Below are 24,734 nucleotides of genomic sequence, written 5' to 3'. Positions count from 1 at the left end.
TGAAAACAAGGTGTATTCGCCTCAAAATGCTGAGTTAATCGGTTAATACTTAGCCATTTCGGAATAAACATTAGTTGAAACCCACTCGTTTTTAAGGCTCCGTGTTTCTATTAACCAGGCAAGTCTTTGTGTCGGATTAATAGTGGAGCCGGACCAACATTTCTTCCTAAAAAAATCCTTCATTTTCTGTTGTATGGGTTTTTCAGGACTGTTTCAAAGAAGATGACGCGATGTTAGGAATACTCTTTTTAATTGTTGAATGTTCTGAAAAAAATTTCATTATAGATTGGTGTTTAATGTGGAAATTAAACTAACTTTTAAATGTGGTATGGGAATCTATGTTTTTTTAAATTAAAAAAAGGTGTTCATAGAAATGTGAGATGTTTTTATTGAGGTGCTAACAAGTAACAAAGGTGTCACATTTCAATAATATGATGAAAGTCCTTATGCAAAAGCAGATTTCTTTTAAAGTCAAATCAAAAGCACTGGTTTGCATGTTTTTTGTCATTGCCTCAAAGTAGAAGTATCCCATGAATATACATCGTAGATCCGTTGGATTGTCCGCTCTATATGTTGCTATCGTATCCACTTCAATACTGATAAGTGGTTGCAATAATGCTGATGATAGTAATTCTGAAAATAACGAAACTCACGCTGGCTATTCAAAACCTGGTGAACCAAGTGGTGTTGGAAAGGCGTTTGTGGCCGTTGTGCCAGCTGATCAGTATCCATTGCCGTCAATAACTTTTGCTGCCAATAATGCAGACTCAAAGTTAAAATACAGTATAAACGACAACCCCTATGCTTACATGCTGCGTGGTATCAATGATGTCTGGAAGGGAACGTCAGACGCATATCAGGCCGCTGCTAGTGGATCAGGGCCCGACACTTACCTGGAAAATCCGATTGTTGATTCTGAAACCTGGGTCAAAAATATTAAATATGTCGTTGATGTGACGACTAATCGTACTCAGAACGAGGCAATCCGTGCCTTCCTGGATGACCGCCGTAGTAAAAACTATTCTGTTATTGATGGAATGGGGCCATTGACAGAAGAGTATGTTAAGGCAAGTGGAGCATACGTTGATTTACCAATCCCTTTGGTGACTGATGTAACGGAAAACAGTCACTATGCGATCGGTGGCAATGATAGTGAAGACTATGCAGGAAATTCTACTGGTGAGGCGCTCTCAGCTGTTGTGCAGTTGGTGAAGGATTTCCGTTCACATATTGGCAAATCATCTACCAGCGGTTCCAAATATATTTATTCTACGCCAAGGCCATGGCGCATGAATGATACTGGTATTGTCAGTTATCAGGGCAATGAGTCTCGCGATTGTACGGATGCAAACAGCGACACCAATTCAATTAATTTTGATGTGTACGACAGTAGTGTCAGTGTTGTTCCAGGATTGATCTGTCAGCGTAGAGCCAGTTTGGGTGGTACGGTAGATAGTCAGAGCCTGCGCAAAGATGGTGGTTATCCCAGTGGGCACACAAATGCTGGAATACTGGTTTCCATGGCAATGGCCTATGCGTTTCCTCAACGTTTTTCTGAGCTGGTAATGCGTGGTTCTGATCTTGGCGAAAGTCGAATCCTCGCAGGCATGCACTCTCCTGTTGATGTGATTGGCGCCCGTATAATGGCTCTGGCGATATCCGCATATGTGCTAACAGAAGCCACCGGGGCGGATCATGCTGACGCCGCTGTCAATCAGGCCAAGGAGTATTTTACTCAAAAGGCGAATGATGCGGGGATGAGCCTTTATGATTATGCCCATCAGGTATTGGCAGAAAATGAAGTTGGCAGTTTTACGAATGGAGATAATATTAATCTTGAGGTGTTCAACAACAATTTTTATGCTGACCACGACGCCATTAAGGCCTTATATACAGAGCGTATGACTTATGGTTTGCCGCAGGATATTACTGCTGCCAATCAGGATCCTATTGTGCCGGAAGGTGCTGAAGCTTTGTTGAAATCCCGTCAACCATATCTGACTTCTGAACAACGCAGAGCTGTACTATATACGACAGAAATCGACTCTGGTTACCCGTTATTGGACAACTCAAATGGTTGGGGAAGAATCAATCTCCTGGCCGCTGCTGATGGTTATGGGGCATTCATTGGTGATGTAACGGTCACAATGGATGCAGCGAATGGAGGTTTCAGTGCTCATGACTGGTGGCGTAACGATATTACGGGCGCAGGAAAGCTGACCAAGGATGGTACCGGGCAGTTGACTTTAACCGGTAATAATCAGTACAGCGGCGGATCGGTTCTTGAGAATGGTACATTGGAAGCTGAATCCCCGTCAGCCTTTGGTACCGGTGATGTTTACGTTAAGGGTGGTGTTTTAGAAGTTGACAGTGCCGGAACATTGCAACTGTCCGGTTATCTGACTATGAACGCGGGTAACTTAAAGGTTAGCATGGATGATGATGACAGTCAGATCACTGTTAACAAAGCCGTTTATCTTGATGGCACATCATTGACCCTGGATATGGGTACTTTGACGCCGGCTGTTGGAACTCAATTTACGTTATTGACTGCGGGTAAGGTGGAAGGCGAGTTCAAGGCTATCGATGCAGGTGACTACACGGTTTCTGCCACGTATCATGATAAGTCTGTTGAATTAACTGTCACAGCGGCAAAATAGCCTCAGCTGATATGATCAATTTGGTGGGTATATCCAGGGAGTGGATAACCACCATATAGTCAGTTCCAGGTATATCCATGCATTTCTCGTTTCGTTGGTGATCTGAACTCTCCGTTTACCATCATATCTTTTCTGTTTATCGAATATCCAGGCAGAGCGTCCTTATTTCTTTGAAGGCCCGCCATTCTTACTCTCAAGATTGTATTAAGCCCATTGGCTATTGTGAAACATGTTAGGAAAGTCTCATGTTTTTTGTACCGGGATAAATGGGTCAATTGCATTGATTAGCGGCGATCAGGGCGCGTTAAGAGGGTCTATTCTCACATTTGGATATCCAGATGTAAGAATATAAGACAAATGAACCAGACATGACTCATATTTGTTCACCTATTATGCAGTTTAAAAGGTTAGAATCTTTACCTCGGTTGCTGGCTTTCGTGAGGTAGGGCGAGGCCATTCTACAAAGTCTGATTCAGAATCTTTTAAATGCGTACGTACCCTCATCTAACTATTTGTGAATATTGCGACAGAGTCTATTCTCGCAGAATTTTAAAATCTGGAGAGATTGCCCGCTGTTATGTGTGTGATGCGGTATTGTATCGTTCGGAACGGCTTGACCTGATGCAATGGCTGGCTTTGGTGATTGCAACCTTGTTCGTTTTTCTCATGGCAAATTTTTTTCCGGTAATTCGGATCAGTTTTCAAGGACTACAAAATGAAATCACATTATGGCAGTCCGTCGCAGTATTTATGCGAACTGATGTGGCGTTAATTGCTGTTCCTATATTGCTGGTTGTTATCGTGATTCCTGCGATACAAATAAGTTTGCTGCTTTGGTTACTGGCTTTTTCTGTTTTAAATCGACAGGCTCCTTTTTGGCGGATGCTTATTAAGCTTCTCATTGCCTTAAAGCCTTGGAGTATGATTGATGTTTGTATGCTCGGTATTTTAGTGGCTGTAGTGAAGTTGTCCGGTTATCTTGATGTTGCCGCTGGCATGGGTTTATGGGCTACTGCAGTGTTGACCTGGATGATGACGTTGATAACCAATAAAAGCTTTGAGCCGATATGGCTGTTGCAGCAACGTCTTTATCAGAAGACTTCGGAACTATGATGCTCTACAAGGCTGAGCAGTTGAACCTGGTCGGGTGTCATGTATGTGGACTGGTATCCGAGGCAGGTGCTATTGGGAAACGCTGTCCTCGTTGTCATTCTCCTTTGCACAGACGAAAGCACAATAGTTTGGTTCATACCTGGGCGTTACTGGTTGCGGCAATGGCGCTGTATATTCCTGCGAATATCCAGCCCGTAATGTATACCCAGATGTTAGGGAGTAGAACAGAGAGCACTATTATGGCCGGCATCATGGAGTTCTGGAAGCTTGGTTCATGGGATATTGCTGTAATTATATTTATAGCCAGTGTGGTCGTACCGTGCTTTAAATTTATTGTACTGATTACTTTGTCTGTCAGCGTCAAACTGCATAGTGCCTGGGCCATGCGCGAACGGGCTAAACTTTATCGTATCACCGAGTTTATTGGCTACTGGTCGATGCTTGATGTGGTGGTGGTGGCTTTGGTATCTGCTCTGGTTAAGTTCAAAGCTCTTAGCGATATCGAGCCGAGGATGGGGATTTTATATTTTGGTTTGGTGGTTATTTTGACCATGCTTTCGGCAATGAGTTTTGACCCGCGTTTGATATGGGATTATAAGGAGCACAATGAGTCAGGACAAAGATGATATGCAGGAGTTAACCACTCCAAATATAACCTATTCCAAGCATCGGGTATCTCTCATTTGGTTAGTACCATTTGCTGCAATATTGATTGGAATCGTCATGTTTGTTCAAAACTGGCTTGCACAAGGTCCGGAAATCACCATCACATTTTTGACTGCCAGTGGTCTTGAAGCTGGAAAAACCCCTGTAAAATATAAGGATGTTGATATTGGTAAGGTTACATCTGTCACTTTAAATGAGGATCAATCTTACGTTGTGGCCACGGTTGCGCTGGAAAAGAGCGTAGAGGGACTGGCGCGAAGTGATACCCGATTTTGGGTAGTCAGGCCCAGAATCGGGCTTAGTGGCGTATCGGGGATAGATACCTTGATCTCTGGCGCATACATTGGTGTGGATGTAGGGACTTCCGATTCAATGACTCAGACATTTACCGGGCTCGAAACGCCTCCCTCTGTGATCAATGGTATGCCCGGAACAGTGTTCTCTATTCAGGCAGATGATCTGGGGTCACTGGATATCGGTTCACCTGTATATTATCGTCGAATACAAGTGGGCAGGGTTTCCTCTTATCAGCTGTCTGATCGCGGAGACAGTGTTGATATAAGAGTTTTTATAGATGCACCTTATGATAAGTTTGTTACAGAGGATACCCGCTTCTGGAATGCCGGAGGCGTTGACATTTCTCTAAGTGCCGACGGTCTTAAGTTGAATACTCAGTCAGCTGCATCCGTTCTTGCTGGTGGCATTGCGTTTGCTGCTCCAGAAGGAGACAACTCAAGGCCAGCCTCTTCCACCTACGTTTTTATTCTCGCAGTTGATAAAGATGACGCGATGAAACCACCCGATGGTGTGGCTATTTCGGTGTTGCTGCGGTTTTCCAAGCCACTGCGTGGTTTGACGGTTGGTGCCCCAGTGGAGTTTTCAGGTGTGAATATTGGCTCTGTCGTCTCAATTGAGTTGGACTATGATCAGCAAACCGGTCTGTTCCCCGCAGAGGTGGCAACCAGGATTTATCCCGGTCGACTGGGGTCAGTCCGTAATAAATTACCTGATGACAACAGCAGTCATGCAGAGATTATTGCTTTTATCAAAAGTCTCGTTGATAACGGTTTGAGAGCACAGGTTCGCACTGGAAACCTGATTACCGGGCAGTTGTATGTTGCTTTGGATTTTATGCCAAATGCCGAAAAAGTAGATTTTGACGCCACGGCTGAGCCAATAGTACTGCCCACTGTGGATGGCGACTTTGACCGACTGCAGGTTCAGCTCGCAAGCCTCATGAGCAAGATAGAAAAAATGCCTTTGGACAGTATTGCCATTCATTTGGATCAAAGCCTGATTGACCTGGATAAAACCATTAAACAGTTTAATACCGGCATAGTACCGGAGCTGAGCAATACATTAGGTAGTATCAATACCATGATTACCCAATTGAGCCGAACTTTGGATGACCAATCTCCCTTGCAGCAAAGTGCTATTCAGACGTTGGAGTCTTTCCAGCAGACTTCCCGGCAACTGCAAACGACATTCTCGCAGATCAATGGTCTGCTTGTTGAAGATGCTCCCATGCAGCAAAGCCTGGAACAGACGATGCTGGAACTTCAACGTGCAGCTAAATCCCTACGTAATCTTACAGATTTACTGGGCCGGAACCCCGAGGCCTTGATTCGGGGCCGGCCAGAAAATGTTCGAGTGGAGTAAGCGAAAATATGGAAAAAGCATTTTTTGGAGTATTGTTGATAGCAGTGGCGTTGATGTCATCGTGTGTATCAGCACCGATTCATTACTACACGTTAATGAGCGCTAAACCTCAAACTCAATTGCATTCAGCTGTTGTGCCGTTTGTAATCGAAGTATTACCTGTATACGTTCCCGATGCGCTTGACCGACCTCAGTTCGTTGTCCGTAATGGATCAAATGGTGTTTTGTTGCTGGATAACCAGCAGTGGTCCAGCAATCTTGGGGAAGAGTTGACAGAGTCTCTTTCGGACCAGTTATCCGCATATTGGCAAGTACCCAGTAGCCGGGGATTGGCTGACACCGCATCGAAGCGGCTGCTACGAGTCAATATTGAGGTCAGAAGGCTGGATATCTGGCCTGATGAGAAAGTTGTGCTGATTGCAGATTGGACGGTAGGTTTTAAAGACACATCGTCTATTCGATTGACTTGCAGAAGTCAGCTTAACAAGCCTTTGAATCGTGGATTTCAGGCGATTGCGATTGGGATGCAACAGATTTTAGCTGACCTGGCCAGTGATATAGCTGGAACTGTCGATGAAAATGGGTTGTCACAATGTCCCAGTGCTTTTGCCAGTTAACCACTAACACTTGCTCCGCTGTGAGTCCTGCGCAGTTATTGATCTGGTGATAACGTAGATCGTTCAGATCTCTTTGATGGTCTCCGGGTCAATAAATAACTGTTTTATGTGCAATCGCCCGGTTTGAAAGCATCCCGTATCTATGAAATGACAATTACCCAATTGCAATGGTTCTGCGAAAATCGTGTGACCACAATATATTGCCTGTACTCCGCTAATGTTTCGAATATATCGCTGGGTGGTCTGTTTTCGTGACCACAGAAGATCATGATAAAACAGGTCGCTGTGGGTTCTGGTCCGTTGTTTCCAGGTAGACAGAGGATATTCCGCGTGGCAAATGCCGACAGGATCATCATCTGGGACCGGAGATTCAATCTCAATGGTCCAGGGTAACTTGCGTAACTGGCGCGCTATCGTTTTAAGCAGCTTCTTGTCTATAGTTGTCGCCCAGCTTCCACCGTTGAAATGCCAGATTTTTTCAGCAATTGGATCATTATCCAAAATAGTATTAATCAACATTTGCTCATGATTACCACGCACGCAAAAAAACCAATGTTCATTCAATAACTTCAAGCAGCGAAGATTTTCCTCACCCCGATCAATAAGGTCCCCAACAGAAAATAAACGATCTCGTGTACTGTCAAAATTTACCCAGTTCAGTTTGGTTTCCAATTGATGATACATACCATGCAAGTCACCGATCACAAAATCGCGTCCCGACAAATTTGCTTTAACTCGTAAATGTTTGGGCATGAGGTTGATGTCTGATGATTTAGAGAGTCACTCTATCAAAGTTATGAGTCGCTGTAATATTTTCAAGGTGAGTCAGTAGTGATGGGCAGGTTGGTCGTACAGGTATTTTAACCATGAAAAGGTGGTGTGCCAGTTTTCGGTGATATGACTCAAAGGTATAGCATTGAGAACCAATTCATCCGTATATGACGTTGTTGTTTTAAATAACCGAGATAGAAAAGAGATAAGAGGGGGTGTCAATAAATACCAGAGTGGCAAGTGAATTTTTTTGCATGATAATGAAAAAAATTCAAATGAAGTTCTATTGATTGCATCTGTTTTCATAAAAGTGTCATATAAAAAGTCGATTTAAAATGACAATTACAAGAATGACAGGTGGCAACATGAACAAGATTAATAGCAGATATAAGTTACTCGCTATGGCAGTGGCATTTATGCCGATCTTCACTAATTGTGCCGACAATAATACCAAGGCAATTGTAAACCTTCCTGCAGAACCTGCTGGGTTGGGTTATGAAAAGACAATTGCGGAACCTGACGTCGTGTATCCATTACCGGTCGTAGATAACTTTATTGCACAGACTGGTAAAGATGCTCATGGCAACTTAATCAACAAATATGATCGTGCAGTTAATCCCGTTATTCAGCTGCTTAAAGGGTTTGACGAAGTCTGGTCACTGGGGGATGCGAAGTGGGCAAACGGGGAGGCCAATGGTAGTGGACCTAAAGACCGTTTTGCGAGTACCCATATTGTTGATGCTGCTGTGTGGCGGGAAAATATGTCGTATTCGTTGCGGGTGACTGGCTCAGTACCGGGATATGAGCGAAGCTATCAGGATGCCCTGGGTGCATATTTTGATGACTTACGTTCAAAAAATAATAGCCTTATTGATGGTTTGGGACCGTTGGCTGAATGGTATAAGCAGGGATCTGGTGCTCACACGCTGATTCAACATAATATCGCTGATCAGTATTTAGATGCATCAAATGAAAAATTTTTCAATGTTAATGAGATCATTACATACGAAGAGATGGATTCAAGTACTGCTTCAGTAGATTCTGAGCTAGGTTTTTTTGTGAAGTTTCTGAATATCATGAGAGGACCAGAAGGCACCACTTCTCCAGCCAAGTATTTCTATTGTTCGCCTCGCCCATGGACGATGGATGATAACGGTAATGTGAGGCAGACAGGAACCATAAGACTTGGTTCTGGTGACGCACGAGAGGAAGGTAATCGGAAGATGGGTCAAAGGACTATTCCAGTCTATGATTCGCATATCCAGGTTGTTCCTGCACTAATTTATTCCTTGGAAAATCGAGGTCGCCACAAAGATTGTGGATTTCCCAGTGGTCATACGAATGCTGGGTATCTGGCAGCTTTTGCTTATGCTTATGCTGTTCCGGAACGTTATCCTGAATTACTCACCAGGGCGGCAAAGTTGGGTGAGGATAGAATCATTTCTGGTTATCACTCTCCATTGGATGTCATCGGTGGGCGTATTATGGCCACAGCGCTCGCGGCTGCCTATATCAACCGATATTCTGATGATGCGGATGCTGCGCTAGCTAACACCCGTAAATACTTTGAAGCGCGAATCCGCGATGAAAAATCTCTGATGCAGTATGCTCACTCAGAAAGCGCTGATGACCCGTTTGCTGATGACAAAGCAAACAAAGCCTATTATCGCGAGAAACTGGCTTATTCGTTTAAGCAGAATCCTGCGAAGGCGGGGCAGGAAATGATTGTCCCAAAAGGCGCTGAAGTATTGTTGAAATCCCGTTTTCCATATCTGACTGCGCAGCAGCGGCGAGTGGTTCTCTATACAACGGGTATTGATTCCGGTTATCCGGTTTTGGATGACTCAAATGGATGGGGGCGTATTGATCTGGTGACTGCTGCAGATGGTTATGGTGCATTTGTGGGAGATGTTTACGTGAATATGGATGCAACAAAAGGATATTTTAGCGCAGCTGATTCCTGGGATAACGATATTCATGGTAAGGGTAAGCTTGTTAAATCCGGAAGTGGGAAATTGGTGTTAACTGGAAGTAACAGTTATAGCGGTGGAACGGTGTTGAACGGCGGAACATTGGTGGCCGCGTCAAGTAGCGCATTTGGATCTGGTGATGTCTTTGTAAATGCTGGTGCTATTATTGTCCGATCAAAAAAACCTCTTGTCATCGGTAATCACTACACTCAGATAAACGGTACACTGTCTTTTGATTTGAGAGGGCATAATCAAGCTGATCTCATAGTTCATGGAGACATGAATATTAAAGCTGGTAATGTCTTGATTGATCTGGAAACTGCTGATCAGTTTAAGCAGGGCGATACGCTTGCGATCATTCAGGCCGATCAAATTCATGGCCGTTTTGAATCTGCGGTGACACAAGATGACAGGTTGCTTGATATTGTTTATGAAGATAACCGTATTGTTATAAAGCTCTAGTGCTGTCAATTAAGAGCATAGATCAGTAACGACTATGCTCTTGCCTCCACATTCATTCTTTGTTTTTCAAGTAGTTCCGCTGAAATAGCTGGAGTTCTTTTTCTGCCTCAACTTGGTGCGCTGATCGCGCCTGGAATTTATTTTTTTGTGATGGCATTCTCTGGCATGACAAATTTGTGATGGTTGCTATTATAAAAATTACAATACGCCCATGATGAATGTATCTGAAGTCAATAAGTCTGATGTTAAATACGCAACAAGCTTGAACATGTGCTACGAATATGAACATGTCGAACGTATATTTTGAGCTACTGGCCATGTGCGAGGGTATGTATGTTGTTCACTATGAGTAACATTTGTTTTCTGACTGGGCTTATTACAAGAAAGAGTTTGATGTTCTATACAAAAAGTTAAGCGCTCTTCTATAAATGTACTATTTTAGAATTATGCGCTGAAGGAACTGACCAGTCGGCTGGGCCAGGGAATAATAATACTATCAGTCGGTTTTCGGGACATATTTTCGCTGGTCAGTTTTAGATATGAGCAAACTAGGTGGATCTAGATATGACCGCAGGTGAAGCAAAGCATCGGCACTTAACAGAAAATGATTTACATGAATACGCTCAGGACCCAACACAGGCCAGCCTGGAAAACCAGCGTCAGCATCTGGAGAATTGTTCTGAGTGCAGAACAAAAGCTCATAGCATGCAACAGGCCAGGGCTATTGTAGAACAACATCTGAGCTCTCTTAATCAACAGTCTGATCGGGAAAGTCTCAAACGCTTGGTATATCAGCAGGCTCATACACTGGCTTTGGCCGAGTATCTCAGGCCAACTGACTTGCGCACAAAAAAAAGGTATTCCTGGCGAAGTATCATCACATTTTTAAAACCGGATCGAAGTTGGTTTTTCGTTATTCCTATGACAGCACTTCTTACATTTATGGTTGGCAGGATAAATTTATGGAATGAAGAAGTAGTGATTACTACTTTTGGTAGTGATCATACTCAGTTGGCCAACTCACCTTCGGCAAATGTTTCACAGGCTCTTTCATTCATTGGGTTTCACCTGTCACATAATAGAAAAACACATATGCTCGATATTAAATGGCAAAGCCTCGAGGGCGTGAACCAATATCGGCTCGAGTTATATGAAATGGTAGATACTCATCGTCAACTGGTTAAGGCAGCAGAGACTCGTCAGACTCATTGGGGGCTGGAATACCCCGAGTTAAAAGTCAACCAGTTATATGAATTAAACCTTTCTGGCCAGACTGATGAGGGTATTCCATTTCACTTCCACAGTGGTTTTGTTCTTAAGAAAGACAATAAGTGATTGGACTTTATCTGCGTGTTAACAAAACGCCGCATTCCATATGATGGGTGTATGGAAATTGGTCGAATAGCGCAAAAGTGCTGACCACAAAGGTGTCGGACAAATTTGCAATGTTGTCTATAAGCGTTTGTGGATTGCACGAAATGTATATTATGTGTTTAAAGTTTCTTGCCAGTTCCAGAGTATAGGGATCCAATCCGGCACGTGGTGGATCAACAAAAAGTGTCTCCAGTTTATAATCATTCAGATTCATTTTTTGATGAAGTCGTGCTTCTTTTTTTAACCATGCAGAACTGAATTCTTCACTGCTGGCCTTAAAAAATGAGACGTTATTGATGTTGTTCTGAAGAGCGTTTTCGTTAGCAGTTTTTATTGAGTTTTTCGAAATTTCGGTGGCCAGAACTTTTGGAAATCTGGCAGCCAGTGGTAGTGTAAAATTGCCATTGCCGCAGTATAGTTCCAGCAGATCACCGGTGCATTCGTTTGCCTGGGTGTACGCCCAGTTTAGCATCTCGACACAGACACCCGCATTGGGTTGGGTGAATGTATTTTCCACCTGACGATAATGATAGTCGCGCCCGGCAACGTGAAAACTCTCCTCAACCCAGTTATCTGAGAGCAATATTTTCTGCTTGCGTGAGCGGCCAATAAGTTTGATATTCAATTGAGTGGCAAGAGGACGGGCGTGTTCGATCCAGTCTTCGTCCAGCACTTTATGGTAAATCATTGTGACAAGCGCTTCATTTGTGCTCGTTGTCAGGAACTCCACTTGATAAAGTTTGTGTCGCAACTGTTTATTGGCCAGAAAGTATTGGCGCAGAGAAGTCATCAGTTCGTTAATACGAAGACTACCAACTGGAAACTGGTCTATTCGGACCTTTTCCTTGGTATTCGGATCAAACATGATGTAAAAGCTGTCGTTCTGTTCATGCCAGACCCTGAACTCAGCTCTCATGCGATAGTGTGAAGGTTTTGATTCAAAAATCTTCGGTGATGGAAACACCAATCCACGAGCGTGAATTTGCCCGATGATCTCGTTGGTTTTGTGCTCTAGCTGTTGTTGGTAGAGCTCAGGATATACTTGGCCGACAGACATAATTATCAACTGGTACAGAAATTGGGTCCGCAATCATAATGATCTTGCATCCAATTTGAAGTTCTAATTATTTATACCGTTATCTTGAAGAGTGGTTGATAATTTTTAAGTCGGCAGGAAATTTTGCTGATATGGGGTAGGGGGCTGCGGTAGAATTCGCGACTTTCAAATTTAGGGGTGGTAAAAAATATGACGGAAGCAGTGCAGGCTGACCTTGAGGCGATTTATCAATTTTTGGGATGTCGGACTCCAGAAGCCTGGATTAAGTCTGCCATGGAAAACCTGCCCATTCTACTGATAGACCATGCCCAGTGCGAGAAAAAAGCAGCTTCAACTGCAATGAGCATGATGTACCGCTATGTCGATAAGCCCGAGCTGTTGACCAAAATGAGTAAATTGGCTAGAGAAGAGTTGGTGCATTTTGACCAGGTGCTCAAAATCATGAAGCAGCGCAATATCGAGTACGGTCACCTTTCCGCAGCCAGATACGCTGGTGGACTGCACCAGCATATACGCAAACAGGATCCAGGGATGTTGATCGACAAGTTGATAATCGGAGCATTTGTAGAAGCCAGAAGCTGTGAGCGCTTTGCAGCCTTATTACCCGTGCTTGATGATGAGTTGGCAGCATTCTACCGTTCATTATTGAAGTCAGAAGCGCGTCATTTTCGTGATTATCTAAAGCTCGCCGACCTGTATACCGATGAATCACTGGTTGATCGCGTTCAGTATTTTAGGGAAATTGAGAACCTATTAATTGAATCCGATGACACTGAGTTTCGTTTTCATTCAGGGGTTCTACAATAACAGTTCGGCGATGACTTCCTCGGTCTGGTTGGGGTGGTTATATCGGACAAGTTGAAGGAGGTGGTTTTGTTGCATGCGTGCAAATATGCCTCCCTCGGGTGACCAGTCACCTAAGACCATGCGGTGACAGCGGTTACTATGATCATGTAGTCCTGGTTTGTGAGTATGGCCATGGATAACCAACTTGGCATCGTACCGATATAATGTATTTTCAACTGCCTGAGTGTTGATGTCGGAGCGCATTTGGGTTTGTTCGTATTCCTTTTGTTGCCGTTGACGACTGCCAGAACGGATTCGTTGGGCTACAAAATAGCGGATGGGATAGGGGAGTGTATTCGTCAGAAATAAAACGATCTTTGAGCGAAGAATGCTTCGTAATCGTTGATAGGCAATATCATCAGTGCAAAATATATCGCCATGGCTCAACAGGGTGTGAGTATTGTGCAAGGTAACTCTCCAGGGGTCAGGCAACAGTTGCGCCCCGGTTTGTTGACAGAAAATCTTTCCAATGAGGAAATCTCTGTTGCCGTGCTGAATAAAAATACTGCCGTGCTGACTCAGTTTGGCCAGACGTTCTTTAAACTGAGTGACGATAGGTGAGTTGAATTGATCGCCTATCCAGAACTCAAACAGATCGCCCATAAGATAAATGGAAGAAATATCTTGCTGATACTTGTCCATAAAGCCAAAAAAAGCCTGAGCAATGTCAGGCTTATTGTCTGTCAGATGCATATCTGAGACGAAAATTACAGCCATCTCAGTCTCTGGTGCAGGATTCTATAATGACATCATCGATTGGAACGTCCTGATGACCCATTTTGCTGGTTGTCTTGACGCTTTTGATCTGGTTGACAATATCCATTCCCTCTACAACTTTTCCAAACACAGCGTAGCCCCAGCCTTGCATATTCTTGCCGCTGTGGTTGAGGAAGTCATTGTTAGCAACATTAATAAAGAACTGCGCTGTTGCTGAATGTGGATCCATGGTTCTGGCCATGGCAATAGTTCCCACTTCATTCTTCAACCCATTATCGGCTTCATTCTCGATGGGGGCATTAGTGGTTTTTTGCTGCATACCCGGTTCCATGCCGCCACCCTGAATCATGAAGTTATTAATTACGCGATGAAAAATCGTCCCGTTATAAAAACCATCATCAATATATTTCAGAAAGTTTGCACATGTTTTGGGAGCCTGTTCTTCGAACAGTTCCAACTTTATTTCACCAAAATTGGTTTTTAACGTCACCATTTGTGTGTCCTATAGGTTTTAATCGATTTTCAAATGCAGTCTTCTGGCTGCTATTAAGGTATTTTGCATCAAGGTGGCTACCGTCATTGGTCCAACACCACCTGGTACAGGGGTGATCCAAGCTGCCTTTTCTTTAGCTTTATCGAACTCTATATCGCCAGTTAATGAACCATCTTCCAGTCTGGTAATACCAACATCAATAACAACTGCTCCTTCCTTGACCCAGTCTCCGGGGATCATTCCCGCTCGGCCCACCGCAACGACGAGTATTTCGGCACGTCGGACGTGTGCTTCCAAATCCCTGGTGAATTTGTGTGTAACCGTCACTGTACATCCTGCGAGCAGTAGCTCCAGGGCCATGGGCCTGCCAACATGGTTGCTGGCACCCACGACGACGGCTTCCATGCCATGGTATGACACTCCGGTGCTATTCAATAGGGTCATTATCCCCTTAGGTGTGCAGCTTTCGAGCTGCGGTGCGCGTAAGCCAAGGCGACCAAAATTAAACGGATGGAAGCCATCGACGTCTTTGTCCGGAACAATCTGTTCCAGCAGACTACTACTATCGATATGGTCCGGTAGTGGTAGTTGCAACAAAATTCCGTCGATTGTCTCATCTTCGTTGAGTTGTGCGATCAATCTTTCCAGTTCTTTATGACTGGTTTCGACGGGCAGGTCATAAGCAATGGACTTGAACCCCACTTCTTCGCAGGCTTTGCGTTTGCTGCCGACATATACTCGTGAAGCAGGGTCACTACCAACCAGGATGACGGCCAATCCTGGTGCCCGATAGCCTTTCTTTTTCATATCAGAAACGGCTTGGGCCACATCCTGGCGCACCTGCTGGGCAATTGCTTTGCCATCGATAATCTTAGCTGGCATTCGGATTCCTTCAGTGGAAGCTTTGAAGTCCGGCATTTTTGCATGCCTTGGCTGCACTGCCAAGCTGAAAGAACCCCTATGCCAAATAGCTAAAGTTGGCTATGACGTTGTTTTTTATACAAAAATTTAAAAAAATCATTGACGGCGAAAATATCAGTCCGTATTATGCGCCCCACTTCGAGAGTGACTTCCAAAACTTTCGAAAAGTCGGAGCATAGCGCAGTCTGGTAGCGCATCTGGTTTGGGACCAGAGGGTCGGGGGTTCGAATCCCTCTGCTCCGACCAATTTCATTTCTGACTCTGTATGAGAAATACAAATAAGCCCTGACAGGCATATGAGCGTTGCGCCCGTAGCTCAACTGGATAGAGCAACGGCCTTCTAAGCCGTAGGTTGCAGGTTCGAGCCCTGCCGGGTGCGCCAAGCAGAGTGGGAAATAATATGGTGGGCGTAGCTCAGTTGGTAGAGCCCCGGATTGTGATTCCGGTGGTCGTGGGTTCGATCCCCATCGTCCACCCCATTTTATTTATTCAGGCCTGATATTCGGCCGAACTTCATATTTAGCGGATGTGGTGAAATTGGTATACACGCTGGATTTAGGTTCCAGTGCCGAGAGGCGTGAGAGTTCGAGTCTCTCCATCCGCACCAATTCCTGTTGTCTCTTCATATTTCGATATAACCCGGTCAAAAAATACGATTTTGGTCAGCAGGAATGCTTGATTGCTGGGGTAACCCTATATAGAGTTGCGCCCCTAAATTTTTACTATGATTGCAAAAGTTAATTATCGAGGGCAGGTATGCAAATCTCCGTTGAAACCACTTCCAGTCTTGAGCGTCGCATGACTATTGGTCTGCCCGCCGAGAAAATAGATTCCGAAGTAGAAAAGCGCTTAAAAGACACAGCTCGTCGCGTGAAAATTGATGGTTTCCGTCCTGGCAAAGTGCCTGTCAGTGTTGTGCGTCAGCGTTATGGTGCAGGAATTCGCCAGGAAGTTGTAGGAGAAGTGATGCGCAACTCATGGATTGAGGCTATTAGTCAGGAAAAAATCACTCCGGCTGGGATGCCTACAGTAGAGCCGGTTAAGAATGAGAAAGGTGAAGACTTCGAATTTACTGCGACATTTGAGGTTTATCCTCAAATTGAACTGGCCGACTTGTCTTCACTAGAAGTGGAAAAAGCGTCCGCTGAGGTGCTGGAGGCTGATGTCGACAATATGCTGCAGAGTTTGCAAAAACAGAAAGCAGAGTATGTTGATGTTGATCGGGCATGCCAAAAAGATGATAAAGTCAAAATTGACTTTGTTGGGCGTGTAGACGGTGAAGAGTTTGAAGGTGGGAAGGCTGAAGCCCAAGAGCTGGTTTTAGGGTCTGGCAGAATGATACCAGGCTTTGAAGAAGGTGTTGAGGGTATGGCTGTCGGTGAGGAAAAGACAATTACGGTCAGGTTTCCGGATGAGTATCAGGCCGAAAATCTTAAAGGAAAGGATGCTGAGTTTGATATTAAACTTCATGTTGTTCAGGAGCCTAAACTCCCGGAAATTAATCAGGAGTTTATTGAGTCCTTTAATAGCAAAGCGACAAATCTGGATGAGTTCAAAGCTGACATCCAAAAGAATATGGAACGTGAAAGTAAGCAGGCTCTGGGTCGTAAACTGAAGGATTCTGTGGTTACTCAGTTGTTGGAAAAACATGATATTCCTGTTCCTGCTGCTCTGACTAAAGACGAAATTCAGCGATTAAAGTATCAAGCTGTTCAGCAGTTTGGTGGCGGGCAGGAGTTTGATCCTAATGCCTTGCCGGATGAGCTATTTAAAGATCAGGCGGAGCGTCGCGTTAAGACTGGTCTGATTATGAATGAGATTATCAAGAAATTTGAGATCAGGGCAGAGTCAGAGGCGGTTCGTGCCTATATTGAAGAGTTGGCATCTGTGTACCAGGATCCGCAGTCTGTAATTGATTATTATTATAATAACAAAGAGCAGTTGTCTCAGGTTGAGGCTGTTGTGATAGAAGACGCAGTAATCGAAAAAATTGTTTCAGAAGCAAAGGTGACAGAGGTATCGGTCACTTATGAAGATTCTGTTAAGCAGGGTGCTTGAAAGTAATATCCAGCGCCCTAATTACAGTCTATTGTAAATGAGCTACACTGACAGTTGATACCTGTGGTATCAACTGTTTTTGTTTTATGGTGCTGCGAAAAAGGGGCAGAAAATGACCAAGTCATTTGAAGGACAAGAATACGCATACGGAAACTATGTACAAAACACCATTATCCCACAAGTTGTTGAGACAACCGCCAGAGGTGAGTCAAGGTGGGATATATACTCCCGACTGTTGAAAGAAAGGGTGATATTTCTAGTTGGCCCCGTAGAAGAGTATATGGCAAACGTGCTGGTGGCACAGTTGTTGTTTCTGGAGTCAGAGAATCCTGATAAAGATATACATCTGTACATAAATTCTCCAGGAGGCTCGGTGACTGCGGGGATGTCGATTTATGACACGATGCAGTTCATTCGGCCAGATGTCAGTACGATGTGCATTGGTCAGGCTGCAAGTATGGGAGCTCTGTTGCTTGCGGGCGGTGCTAAAGGAAAGCGGTTTTGTTTGCCAAACTCTCGCATGATGATACATCAGCCTTTGGGTGGGTTTCAGGGACAAGCTACAGATATTGAAATTCATGCCAGAGAAATTCTGTCAATGAAGCAGAAGCTAAATGAAATCCTGGCTCATCACACTGGTCAGAACATTGAGACAATAGAAAAAGATACCGATCGTGATAATTTTATGAATGCTCAGGCGGCAGTTGATTACGGTTTGATTGACAACGTCTTAAATCACCGATAGCGTTTGTATAAATTAATCCATTAAAATCAAATGGTTACGATTGCAATTTAAAAACATTTATTGTTTGAAAAGGTAACAAATTCTCGCGAATTATGACTTGCAATATAAGTCATCTGGTTTCATCTTTATAAGAGCCTTTCGTGAGAAAATAGAATGGAGTAGTCGGATGGGCGACGATACCAAAGGTAAGAATGACGACAGTAAGCTGCTATATTGTTCGTTTTGTGGCAAAAGCCAACATGAAGTCAGAAAGCTGATTGCAGGGCCATCGGTATTCATTTGTGATGAATGCGTTGATTTGTGTAACGACATCATCCGTGAAGAATTGCAGGAAACAAATCAGCAGTCAGAATCTGATAAGCTCCCGACCCCGGGTGAAATTAGAAAAACCTTGGACGAGTATGTTATTGGGCAGGCCCGAGCCAAGACTGTTTTGGCGGTTGCTGTTTATAATCATTATAAACGTCTTCGCTTTGGTGAAAGTCATGGAGCGGATATAGAGCTTAGTAAAAGCAATATTTTGCTGATTGGTCCAACGGGAAGTGGAAAAACGCTGTTGGCAGAAACATTGGCAAGATTGTTGAATGTTCCTTTTACTATTGCTGATGCAACAACGTTGACGGAAGCAGGGTATGTTGGTGAGGATGTTGAAAACATCATTCAGAAACTGCTGCAGAAGTGTGACTATGATGTTGAAAAAGCGCAGCGCGGGATTGTTTACATCGATGAGATAGATAAGATTTCTCGTAAATCTGATAACCCCTCGATTACTCGGGATGTTTCGGGAGAAGGTGTTCAGCAGGCTTTGTTGAAGCTCATCGAAGGTACGGTGGCGTCTGTTCCTCCGCAGGGAGGACGTAAACATCCTCAGCAGGAGTTTCTACAGGTAAATACTTCCAATATCCTGTTTATATGTGGTGGCGCTTTTGCTGGTTTGGATAAAATTATTCGTGACCGTTCTGAAAAAAGTGGTATAGGCTTCTCCGCAACGGTTAAGGCCAAAGATGATGCCAAGTCTATTGGGCAGGCTCTGGCAGAAGTAGAACCGGAGGATTTAACCAAATATGGGTTGATCCCGGAGTTTATAGGTCGTTTGCCAGTAATTGCTACGTTAACTGAGCTTGATGAAGCTGCGCTTATACAGATATTGACTGAGCCGAAAAACTCTCTGGTCAAACAATATCAAAAGTTGTTTGAGATGGAAGATGTCGAGCTTGAGTTTAGAGAGAATGCGTTAAAGGCGGTTGCTCATAAGGCGATGGAAAGAAAAACCGGTGCTCGTGGTTTGAGATCCATCATGGAAAACGTTCTGCTCGATAGTATGTATAAAATTCCTTCGGAAGACGACGTTTCCAAGGTTGTTATTGATGAAGCAGTCATCAAAGGTGAAGCTGAGCCTTTATTGATATACGAAGGCAAAGATCATGTTTTGTCTGGTACGAATGGTAGTGAATAAAAGAGCTGGTGCTCTTTTATTCATCTTTTTTCCTTTCTGATTCTTAAAATATTCTTGTTTCTGTAGCTTTTGTCTCAATATTTTAGAAACGCATTAATTTATAGAGGTACTCCGAATGGAGATGAGTGACTCAATGGGTCCAATCAGCCTGCCCCTGCTTCCTCTTAGAGATGTGGTTGTGTATCCACATATGGTTATCCCTTTGTTTGTGGGCAGAGAAAAATCAATTAACGCTCTTAATCAGGCAATGAAGCAGGATAAGAGAGTGTTTCTGGTAGCTCAGAAAAATGCATCAGAAGACGACCCGAAAGTGGGCGACATATATGAAATAGGCACAGTTGCTACTATCTTGCAATTGCTGAAATTGCCTGACGGAACCGTAAAGGTTTTGGTCGAGGGAGAGAGAAGAGCCAGATTGACCAGTCTCAGGTCAGCTGATGAGTCAATGTTTGGAACTGTTGAGTTATTGCCTTTGGAAGAATTAAGCGAGACAGAGCAGGACGTTTTAATTCGATCTGTCATGGCTCAATTTGATAAATATGTTCAGCTCAGTAAAAAGGTTCCTACGGAGGTGTTGACCTCCCTCTCCAGTATCGATGACCCAGGGCGATTGGCTGATACAATTGCTGCTCATATGTCTCTGAAAATAACTGAAAAACAGGATGTTTTGGAAATAGCCAGTATTCACGAACGCCTTGAACATCTAATGGCTGTGATGGAGTCTGAGATCGATCTGCTTCAGGTTGAGAAGAGGATTCGAGGTCGTGTTAAAAAGCAAATGGAAAAGAGCCAGCGGGAGTATTATCTGAATGAGCAAATGAAGGCCATTCAGAAAGAGCTGGGAGATCTTGAAGATGGTGCTGGCAACGAGCTTGATGAGCTGAGTAAAAAAATAGAGTCCGCAGGTATGTCGAAGGAGGCTCTGGAAAAAGCTCAGGCAGAGTTAAATAAATTAAGAATGATGTCTCCGATGTCTGCAGAAGCTTCTGTTGTGCGCGGATATATTGAATGGTTGAGTAACCTTCCCTGGAAAAAGCGTAGCAAGCTAAAACATAACCTGAATGGCGCTTTTGAGATCCTGGAACAAGATCACTATGGGTTGGAAGAGGTTAAAGAGAGAATCCTGGAGTATTTGGCGGTCCAGAATAGGGTTAAAAAAGTTAAGGGCCCTATTTTGTGTCTTGTTGGGCCTCCAGGGGTTGGTAAGACATCTTTAGGGCAATCAATCGCACGAGCGACTAATCGTAAGTTTATACGAATGGCGCTTGGTGGTGTACGTGATGAGTCCGAGATACGAGGACATCGCAGAACTTATATCGGTTCTATGCCAGGTAAAATTCTCCAGAAGCTGTCTAAGGTGGGTGTTCGAAATCCGCTGTTTTTACTGGATGAAATAGACAAAATGGGAATGGACCATCGCGGAGATCCTGCGTCGGCATTGTTAGAAGTGTTGGATCCGGAGCAAAATAATACCTTTAACGATCATTATCTCGAGGTCGATTACGATCTTTCCGATGTGATGTTCGTTTGTACATCCAACTCAATGAACATTCCAGGACCATTATTGGATCGTATGGAAGTGATTCGAATTCCAGGTTATACCGAGGACGAGAAGCTCAACATTGCAAAAAAATACCTTTTGCCAAAGCAGGTTGAAGCGAATGGGCTGAAGGAAAATGAGATTGATGTCTCAGATGACGTGATTTTGGATTTGATTCGTCATTACACTCGTGAAGCCGGTGTTAGGGGGTTGGATCGGGAAGTCGCCAAACTTTGCCGGAAGGTCGTCAAGACGAATATGATGGATAAATCAGGTAAGACGGTATCTGTCGATACGGATAATCTGGAAGATTTTTCTGGTGTTCGTCGTTTTAAATACGGTAAAGCAGAAGATGAAAATCAGATTGGCCAGGTAACTGGTTTAGCCTGGACTTCGGTGGGTGGTGAGCTTTTGACGCTAGAATGTAGCGCTACCACAGGCAAGGGAAGAATTACGCGGACAGGCAAGCTTGGAGATGTCATGCAGGAGTCAATCCAGGCTGCTTTGACCGTAGTGAAAAGCAGATGTCAGAGTTTGGGAGTGTATCCAAACTTTATTGATAAGTTTGATATCCATGTGCATGTTCCGGAGGGTGCAACTCCTAAAGACGGTCCGAGTGCTGGGATCGGCATGGTGACCGCATTGGTTTCTGCTCTTACCAGAATTCCGGTGAGGTCAGAAGTGGCTATGACCGGCGAGATCACTTTGCGGGGCCAGGTTCTTCCTATTGGGGGGCTCAAGGAAAAATTGCTGGCAGCTCATAGAGGAGGCATTAAAATAGTGCTGATACCGGAAGAGAATGCGCGTGATTTAAAGGAAATTCCTGAGAATATTAAAAAAGATCTCGATATTAAACCGGTTAAGTGGATAGACGAGGTTCTGGAAGTGGCTCTTGCTGAGAAGCCCCAGGCTTTGACTGATGAGCAGGTTGAACAGGAAATGAGGAATGAAAAAGCCTCCGTTTCTGATAAAGCTGAGCGCATAAATACGCATTGAGTCGCATCTTGACACTTGAATTCTGAGCTTGGTATAAAGATCGGGTATCTTATCGGCTTGGAATTCAAAACAATAATATAATTATTATTAGAAAGGCTATGGTGTAAACTTTCTCCTTCTTAAAGAGTTTTTTTCTCATCTTAATCATGGGAAGGAAAAATTCTCGCTTATAGCAAGATATTGGGGACCCAGGGCTTTCAAAAAATACCAAAAAAATTAAAGGGGAAAAGTGTGAATAAAACTGAATTAATTGATGCTGTTGCCGCTGGTGCTGATATTCCTAAGGCTGCAGCCGGGCGTGCTTTGGATGCGATGATCGAGTCTGTCACTAATGCACTTAAAGATGGTGATCAGGTGGTGCTCGTTGGTTTTGGTACTTTCGCGGTAAAGGAAAGGGCTGCTCGTACTGGACGTAATCCTCAAACAGGGGCGCCAATTGACATTGCGGCAGCAAAAGTTCCTGGGTTTAAGGCTGGTAAAGCACTGAAAGACGCAGTTAACTGATTGAAATATGATTAAAAAGCGTGCATGAAGCACGCTTTTTTTTGTCAGAAATCAATTTTAGACACTGGTTAAATAAATAATCATAAAGAACTTAACCTAATGATGTCGCAAGCTTCGCCAATATTGTTATTTGGTTAATGGCGTTGCACTAAATGTTCATGCATAATTGCCCGCCTCAAGTTTTTCTTGCAATATCAAAATCTTATTTGGCCTGGAGGATCCATGCTGCAGTATTTTCGAAGTAATGCCAAAGGCATGCTCGGTAAAATCATTGTTGGTGCAATAGTGGTAGTTTTTGTTCTATGGGGAGCAGAGTCCATAGTATCCATAAGTAGTAGTAATGGAGCTTCTGTTACCGTCAATGGTGTGAAAATCAGTGAAAGTCAGATACAACGATTGACGAATATGCAGCAGATGAGATTGCAGCAGCAATTCGGCGCAGATGCTACATCACTGTTTGGTAATGGTTTTATTCGTAACAGTGTTGTGCAGTCATTAGTGCAGCAGCAAATCGAACTGACAGCAGCGACTGATGCTGGCTTGGCTGTGTCCGATGAAGAAGTTTCAAAAACCATCTATTCCATTCCCGGGTTTCAGAAGGATGGAAAATTTGACAAGTCCACTTTTGAGCGTGCTGCTGGTCAGGCGGGTTTTAGCGCGCAAGAATATCTGACTCAGGTTAGACAGCAAATTATGGCAAATCAACTTAAGGCGGGCATTTCTGATACTGCCTTTAGCCTGAGTAACGAAGTCAAAGTAGCATCTGAGTTGGAAAATCAGAAAAGAACTTTTTCTTATCTAACATTAAAAGCAGCTGATCTTAAATCAGAAGTCAAATACACAGATGAGGATCTTGAGTTTTATTATCAGGAGCATAAAGAAGAGTTTGTCACAGAAGACCAGGTTGATGTGAATTATGTCGTTTTAACCGAACAATCAGTTGTGGACGGCGTATCTGTTTCGGATGAAGAGCTTCAACAAGCTTATGAGAAGTATGTCAAAGCTCAGCAAGATAACGTCAGCAAGAACATTTCTCATATTTTGATCACTGACGATATGGATACTGATGGTAAGTCTGCCAAAGAATTCGCAGAAGCGCTGAAAAAACGTATTGATGCTGGTGAAGATTTTGCTGCTTTAGCTAAAGAGTATTCTCAAGACCCCGGCAGTGCTGAAAACGGAGGCTCTTTAGGTGTCATGATGAAGGGAGTTTTTGTGCCGGAGTTCGAGAAAGCGGCTGAGCAGCTAGCTGCTGCGGGCCAGGTGACAGAACCCGTAAAAACCGACTTCGGTTATCATTTGATTAAATTAGACTCCATTGAGACGGCTGGTGTAGAGTCGTTTGATTCTGAGAAAGAAAAACTGAGAGCTGATCTGGTTAATAAGAAAGTCCAGGATCAACTGTTAACCCTGAAAGAAGAAATCTCAAATATTGCTTTTTCTTCTGTAGGTTTGGATGAAATAGCTAAAACTTACAATCTGGAAGTGAAAGACACCGGCTTGTTTTCACGCGCTAACGCGAGTGGCATATTTACCCAACAAAATGCTCAGGATGCCGCTTTTTCTGATCAAGTTGTAAAACAGAATGAAAACTCAGAAGTTGTCTCGCTCAGTGATGGTAGTCTGGTTGTGATGGCTCTTAAGCAGTTTGTCGCTGGGGATTATCAGCCGTTGGAGGCCGTTAAGGAGCAGGTTGTTGAGAATGTGGTTACAGAAAAATCCAAAGAATTGGCTTCGGCACGTTCAAAAGAGATTGTTGCAGCCCTCAAAGAAGGAAAAGATCTGACAAGTATTAATGCAGATTTAAGCTGGAATGAGGTTGCAGAATCTGGCCGCGATAATTCAGAAGTATCTAAGCCTATCGTTGATAAAGCATTCGAAATGGCTAAGCCTGAGGAGCAAAGTAACACCTATGCTAGCCTTGAGTTGGGAACAGGTGATACAGCTGTTGTTAGATTGGAATCAGTAGTTCAGGGCTCTGAAGAGGATAACTCCGAAGATTCTGTAGGGAACTTCCTTGATTCAATTTATAGCGAAAGTGCATATCAGGGATGGATGGCAGATAAGACGGCAGAAGCCGATGTGAAAATTAAATAAGTAACTAAGGCC

General features: G+C 43.8%; 19 protein-coding genes and 4 tRNA genes. 18 read left to right on the top strand and 5 right to left on the bottom strand.

Annotation, left to right across the window (positions count from 1 at the left end; translation table 11 throughout):
• Positions 1-530: 530 nt before the first annotated feature.
• From YC6258_RS17175 to YC6258_RS17155, 5 genes are all read left to right on the top strand, one after another.
• Complete coding sequence (locus YC6258_RS17175; protein ID WP_052830375.1) at positions 531-2,660, top strand: phosphatase PAP2 family protein; 2,130 nt, start codon at positions 531-533, stop codon at positions 2,658-2,660.
• 486 nt (positions 2,661-3,146) lie between these two features.
• On the top strand, positions 3,147-3,773 hold the full coding sequence (locus YC6258_RS17170) for a paraquat-inducible protein A (RefSeq protein WP_044618023.1): 627 nt from the start codon (positions 3,147-3,149) through the stop codon (positions 3,771-3,773).
• Entirely contained in the window at positions 3,728-4,399 is a 672-nt protein-coding gene (locus tag YC6258_RS17165) for a paraquat-inducible protein A (RefSeq protein WP_211264553.1), read from the top strand. Before YC6258_RS17170 ends, YC6258_RS17165 begins: the two co-directional genes overlap by 46 nt.
• Entirely contained in the window at positions 4,380-6,098 is a 1,719-nt protein-coding gene (locus YC6258_RS17160; protein WP_052830373.1) for a PqiB family protein, read from the top strand. The genes YC6258_RS17165 and YC6258_RS17160 overlap by 20 nt, the downstream gene beginning before the upstream one ends.
• Positions 6,099-6,106: 8 nt before the next feature.
• A complete protein-coding gene (locus YC6258_RS17155; protein ID WP_044618021.1) occupies positions 6,107-6,715 on the top strand; it encodes a PqiC family protein in 609 nt (202 codons plus the stop codon).
• 63 nt (positions 6,716-6,778) lie between these two features.
• On the opposite strand, the gene YC6258_RS17150 is transcribed toward YC6258_RS17155, so the two are convergent.
• Entirely contained in the window at positions 6,779-7,468 is a 690-nt protein-coding gene (locus YC6258_RS17150) for a metallophosphoesterase (RefSeq protein ID WP_044618020.1), read from the bottom strand.
• A 383-nt stretch (positions 7,469-7,851) separates the two neighbouring features.
• On the opposite strand from YC6258_RS17150, the gene YC6258_RS17145 reads away from it, so the two are divergent.
• Together YC6258_RS17145 and YC6258_RS17140 are read left to right on the top strand one after the other, a co-directional pair.
• Complete coding sequence (locus tag YC6258_RS17145; RefSeq protein WP_052830372.1) at positions 7,852-9,918, top strand: phosphatase PAP2 family protein; 2,067 nt, start codon at positions 7,852-7,854, stop codon at positions 9,916-9,918.
• A gap of 564 nt (positions 9,919-10,482) precedes the next feature.
• Positions 10,483-11,253 carry a hypothetical protein gene (locus YC6258_RS17140; RefSeq protein ID WP_044618018.1) on the top strand — a complete coding sequence of 257 codons (771 nt, stop codon included), beginning with the start codon at positions 10,483-10,485 and terminating at the stop codon, positions 11,251-11,253.
• A gap of 7 nt (positions 11,254-11,260) precedes the next feature.
• Here YC6258_RS17140 and trmA read toward each other — a convergent pair whose 3' ends face one another.
• Positions 11,261-12,349: a tRNA (uridine(54)-C5)-methyltransferase TrmA gene (gene trmA / locus YC6258_RS17135; RefSeq protein ID WP_052830649.1), complete on the bottom strand. Its 1,089-nt coding sequence runs from the start codon at positions 12,347-12,349 to the stop codon at positions 11,261-11,263.
• A gap of 189 nt (positions 12,350-12,538) precedes the next feature.
• Here trmA and YC6258_RS17130 point away from each other — a divergent pair, with 189 nt between their 5' ends.
• A complete protein-coding gene (locus YC6258_RS17130; RefSeq protein ID WP_044618017.1) occupies positions 12,539-13,156 on the top strand; it encodes a MiaE family protein in 618 nt (205 codons plus the stop codon).
• Here the strand turns inward: YC6258_RS17130 and YC6258_RS17125 are convergent.
• The 3 genes from YC6258_RS17125 to folD are packed head-to-tail and all read right to left on the bottom strand — an operon-like array spanning position 13,148 to position 15,287.
• Positions 13,148-13,912 (bottom strand): UDP-2,3-diacylglucosamine diphosphatase, encoded by a 765-nt coding sequence (locus YC6258_RS17125; RefSeq protein WP_052830371.1) that lies wholly within the window; start codon positions 13,910-13,912, stop codon positions 13,148-13,150. The two genes, YC6258_RS17130 and YC6258_RS17125, sit on opposite strands and share 9 nt — an antisense overlap.
• 1 nt (position 13,913) lies before the next feature.
• Positions 13,914-14,405, bottom strand: coding sequence for a peptidylprolyl isomerase (locus YC6258_RS17120; RefSeq protein ID WP_044618016.1), 492 nt, complete (start codon positions 14,403-14,405; stop codon positions 13,914-13,916).
• Between the two features lie 18 nt (positions 14,406-14,423).
• A complete protein-coding gene (gene folD / locus YC6258_RS17115) occupies positions 14,424-15,287 on the bottom strand; it encodes a bifunctional methylenetetrahydrofolate dehydrogenase/methenyltetrahydrofolate cyclohydrolase FolD (RefSeq protein ID WP_044618015.1) in 864 nt (287 codons plus the stop codon).
• A 208-nt stretch (positions 15,288-15,495) separates the two neighbouring features.
• Between folD and YC6258_RS17110 the strand changes: the two genes are divergently transcribed.
• The 10 genes from YC6258_RS17110 (at position 15,496) to YC6258_RS17065 (ending at position 24,722) form a co-directional block, all read left to right on the top strand.
• Positions 15,496-15,572 (top strand) — tRNA-Pro (locus YC6258_RS17110).
• Between the two features lie 59 nt (positions 15,573-15,631).
• Positions 15,632-15,708 (top strand) — tRNA-Arg (locus tag YC6258_RS17105).
• Between the two features lie 21 nt (positions 15,709-15,729).
• Positions 15,730-15,805, top strand: a tRNA-His gene (locus YC6258_RS17100).
• A gap of 43 nt (positions 15,806-15,848) precedes the next feature.
• Positions 15,849-15,933, top strand: a tRNA-Leu gene (locus tag YC6258_RS17095).
• 149 nt (positions 15,934-16,082) lie between these two features.
• The gene (tig, locus tag YC6258_RS17090) at positions 16,083-17,384 is read left to right on the top strand and encodes a trigger factor (RefSeq protein WP_044618014.1); all 1,302 of its coding nucleotides are present in this window, start codon (positions 16,083-16,085) and stop codon (positions 17,382-17,384) included.
• Positions 17,385-17,496: 112 nt separating this feature from the next.
• Entirely contained in the window at positions 17,497-18,129 is a 633-nt protein-coding gene (gene clpP / locus YC6258_RS17085; protein ID WP_044618013.1) for an ATP-dependent Clp endopeptidase proteolytic subunit ClpP, read from the top strand.
• 166 nt (positions 18,130-18,295) lie between these two features.
• Entirely contained in the window at positions 18,296-19,585 is a 1,290-nt protein-coding gene (clpX, locus tag YC6258_RS17080; protein ID WP_044618012.1) for an ATP-dependent Clp protease ATP-binding subunit ClpX, read from the top strand.
• A gap of 133 nt (positions 19,586-19,718) precedes the next feature.
• Positions 19,719-22,121 carry an endopeptidase La gene (gene lon / locus YC6258_RS17075; protein WP_245626951.1) on the top strand — a complete coding sequence of 801 codons (2,403 nt, stop codon included), beginning with the start codon at positions 19,719-19,721 and terminating at the stop codon, positions 22,119-22,121.
• Between the two features lie 204 nt (positions 22,122-22,325).
• Positions 22,326-22,625 carry an HU family DNA-binding protein gene (locus YC6258_RS17070; protein ID WP_169749057.1) on the top strand — a complete coding sequence of 100 codons (300 nt, stop codon included), beginning with the start codon at positions 22,326-22,328 and terminating at the stop codon, positions 22,623-22,625.
• 222 nt (positions 22,626-22,847) lie between these two features.
• Entirely contained in the window at positions 22,848-24,722 is a 1,875-nt protein-coding gene (locus YC6258_RS17065) for a SurA N-terminal domain-containing protein (RefSeq protein ID WP_044618010.1), read from the top strand.
• Positions 24,723-24,734: the final 12 nt, after the last annotated feature.

It is taken from the genome of Gynuella sunshinyii YC6258, from assembly GCF_000940805.1.
In the GTDB taxonomy this organism is placed as follows: domain Bacteria; phylum Pseudomonadota; class Gammaproteobacteria; order Pseudomonadales; family Natronospirillaceae; genus Gynuella; species Gynuella sunshinyii.
The sequence above is the reverse complement of the archived record's forward strand: the minus strand, read 5'-3'. Positions and strand labels throughout refer to the sequence as shown.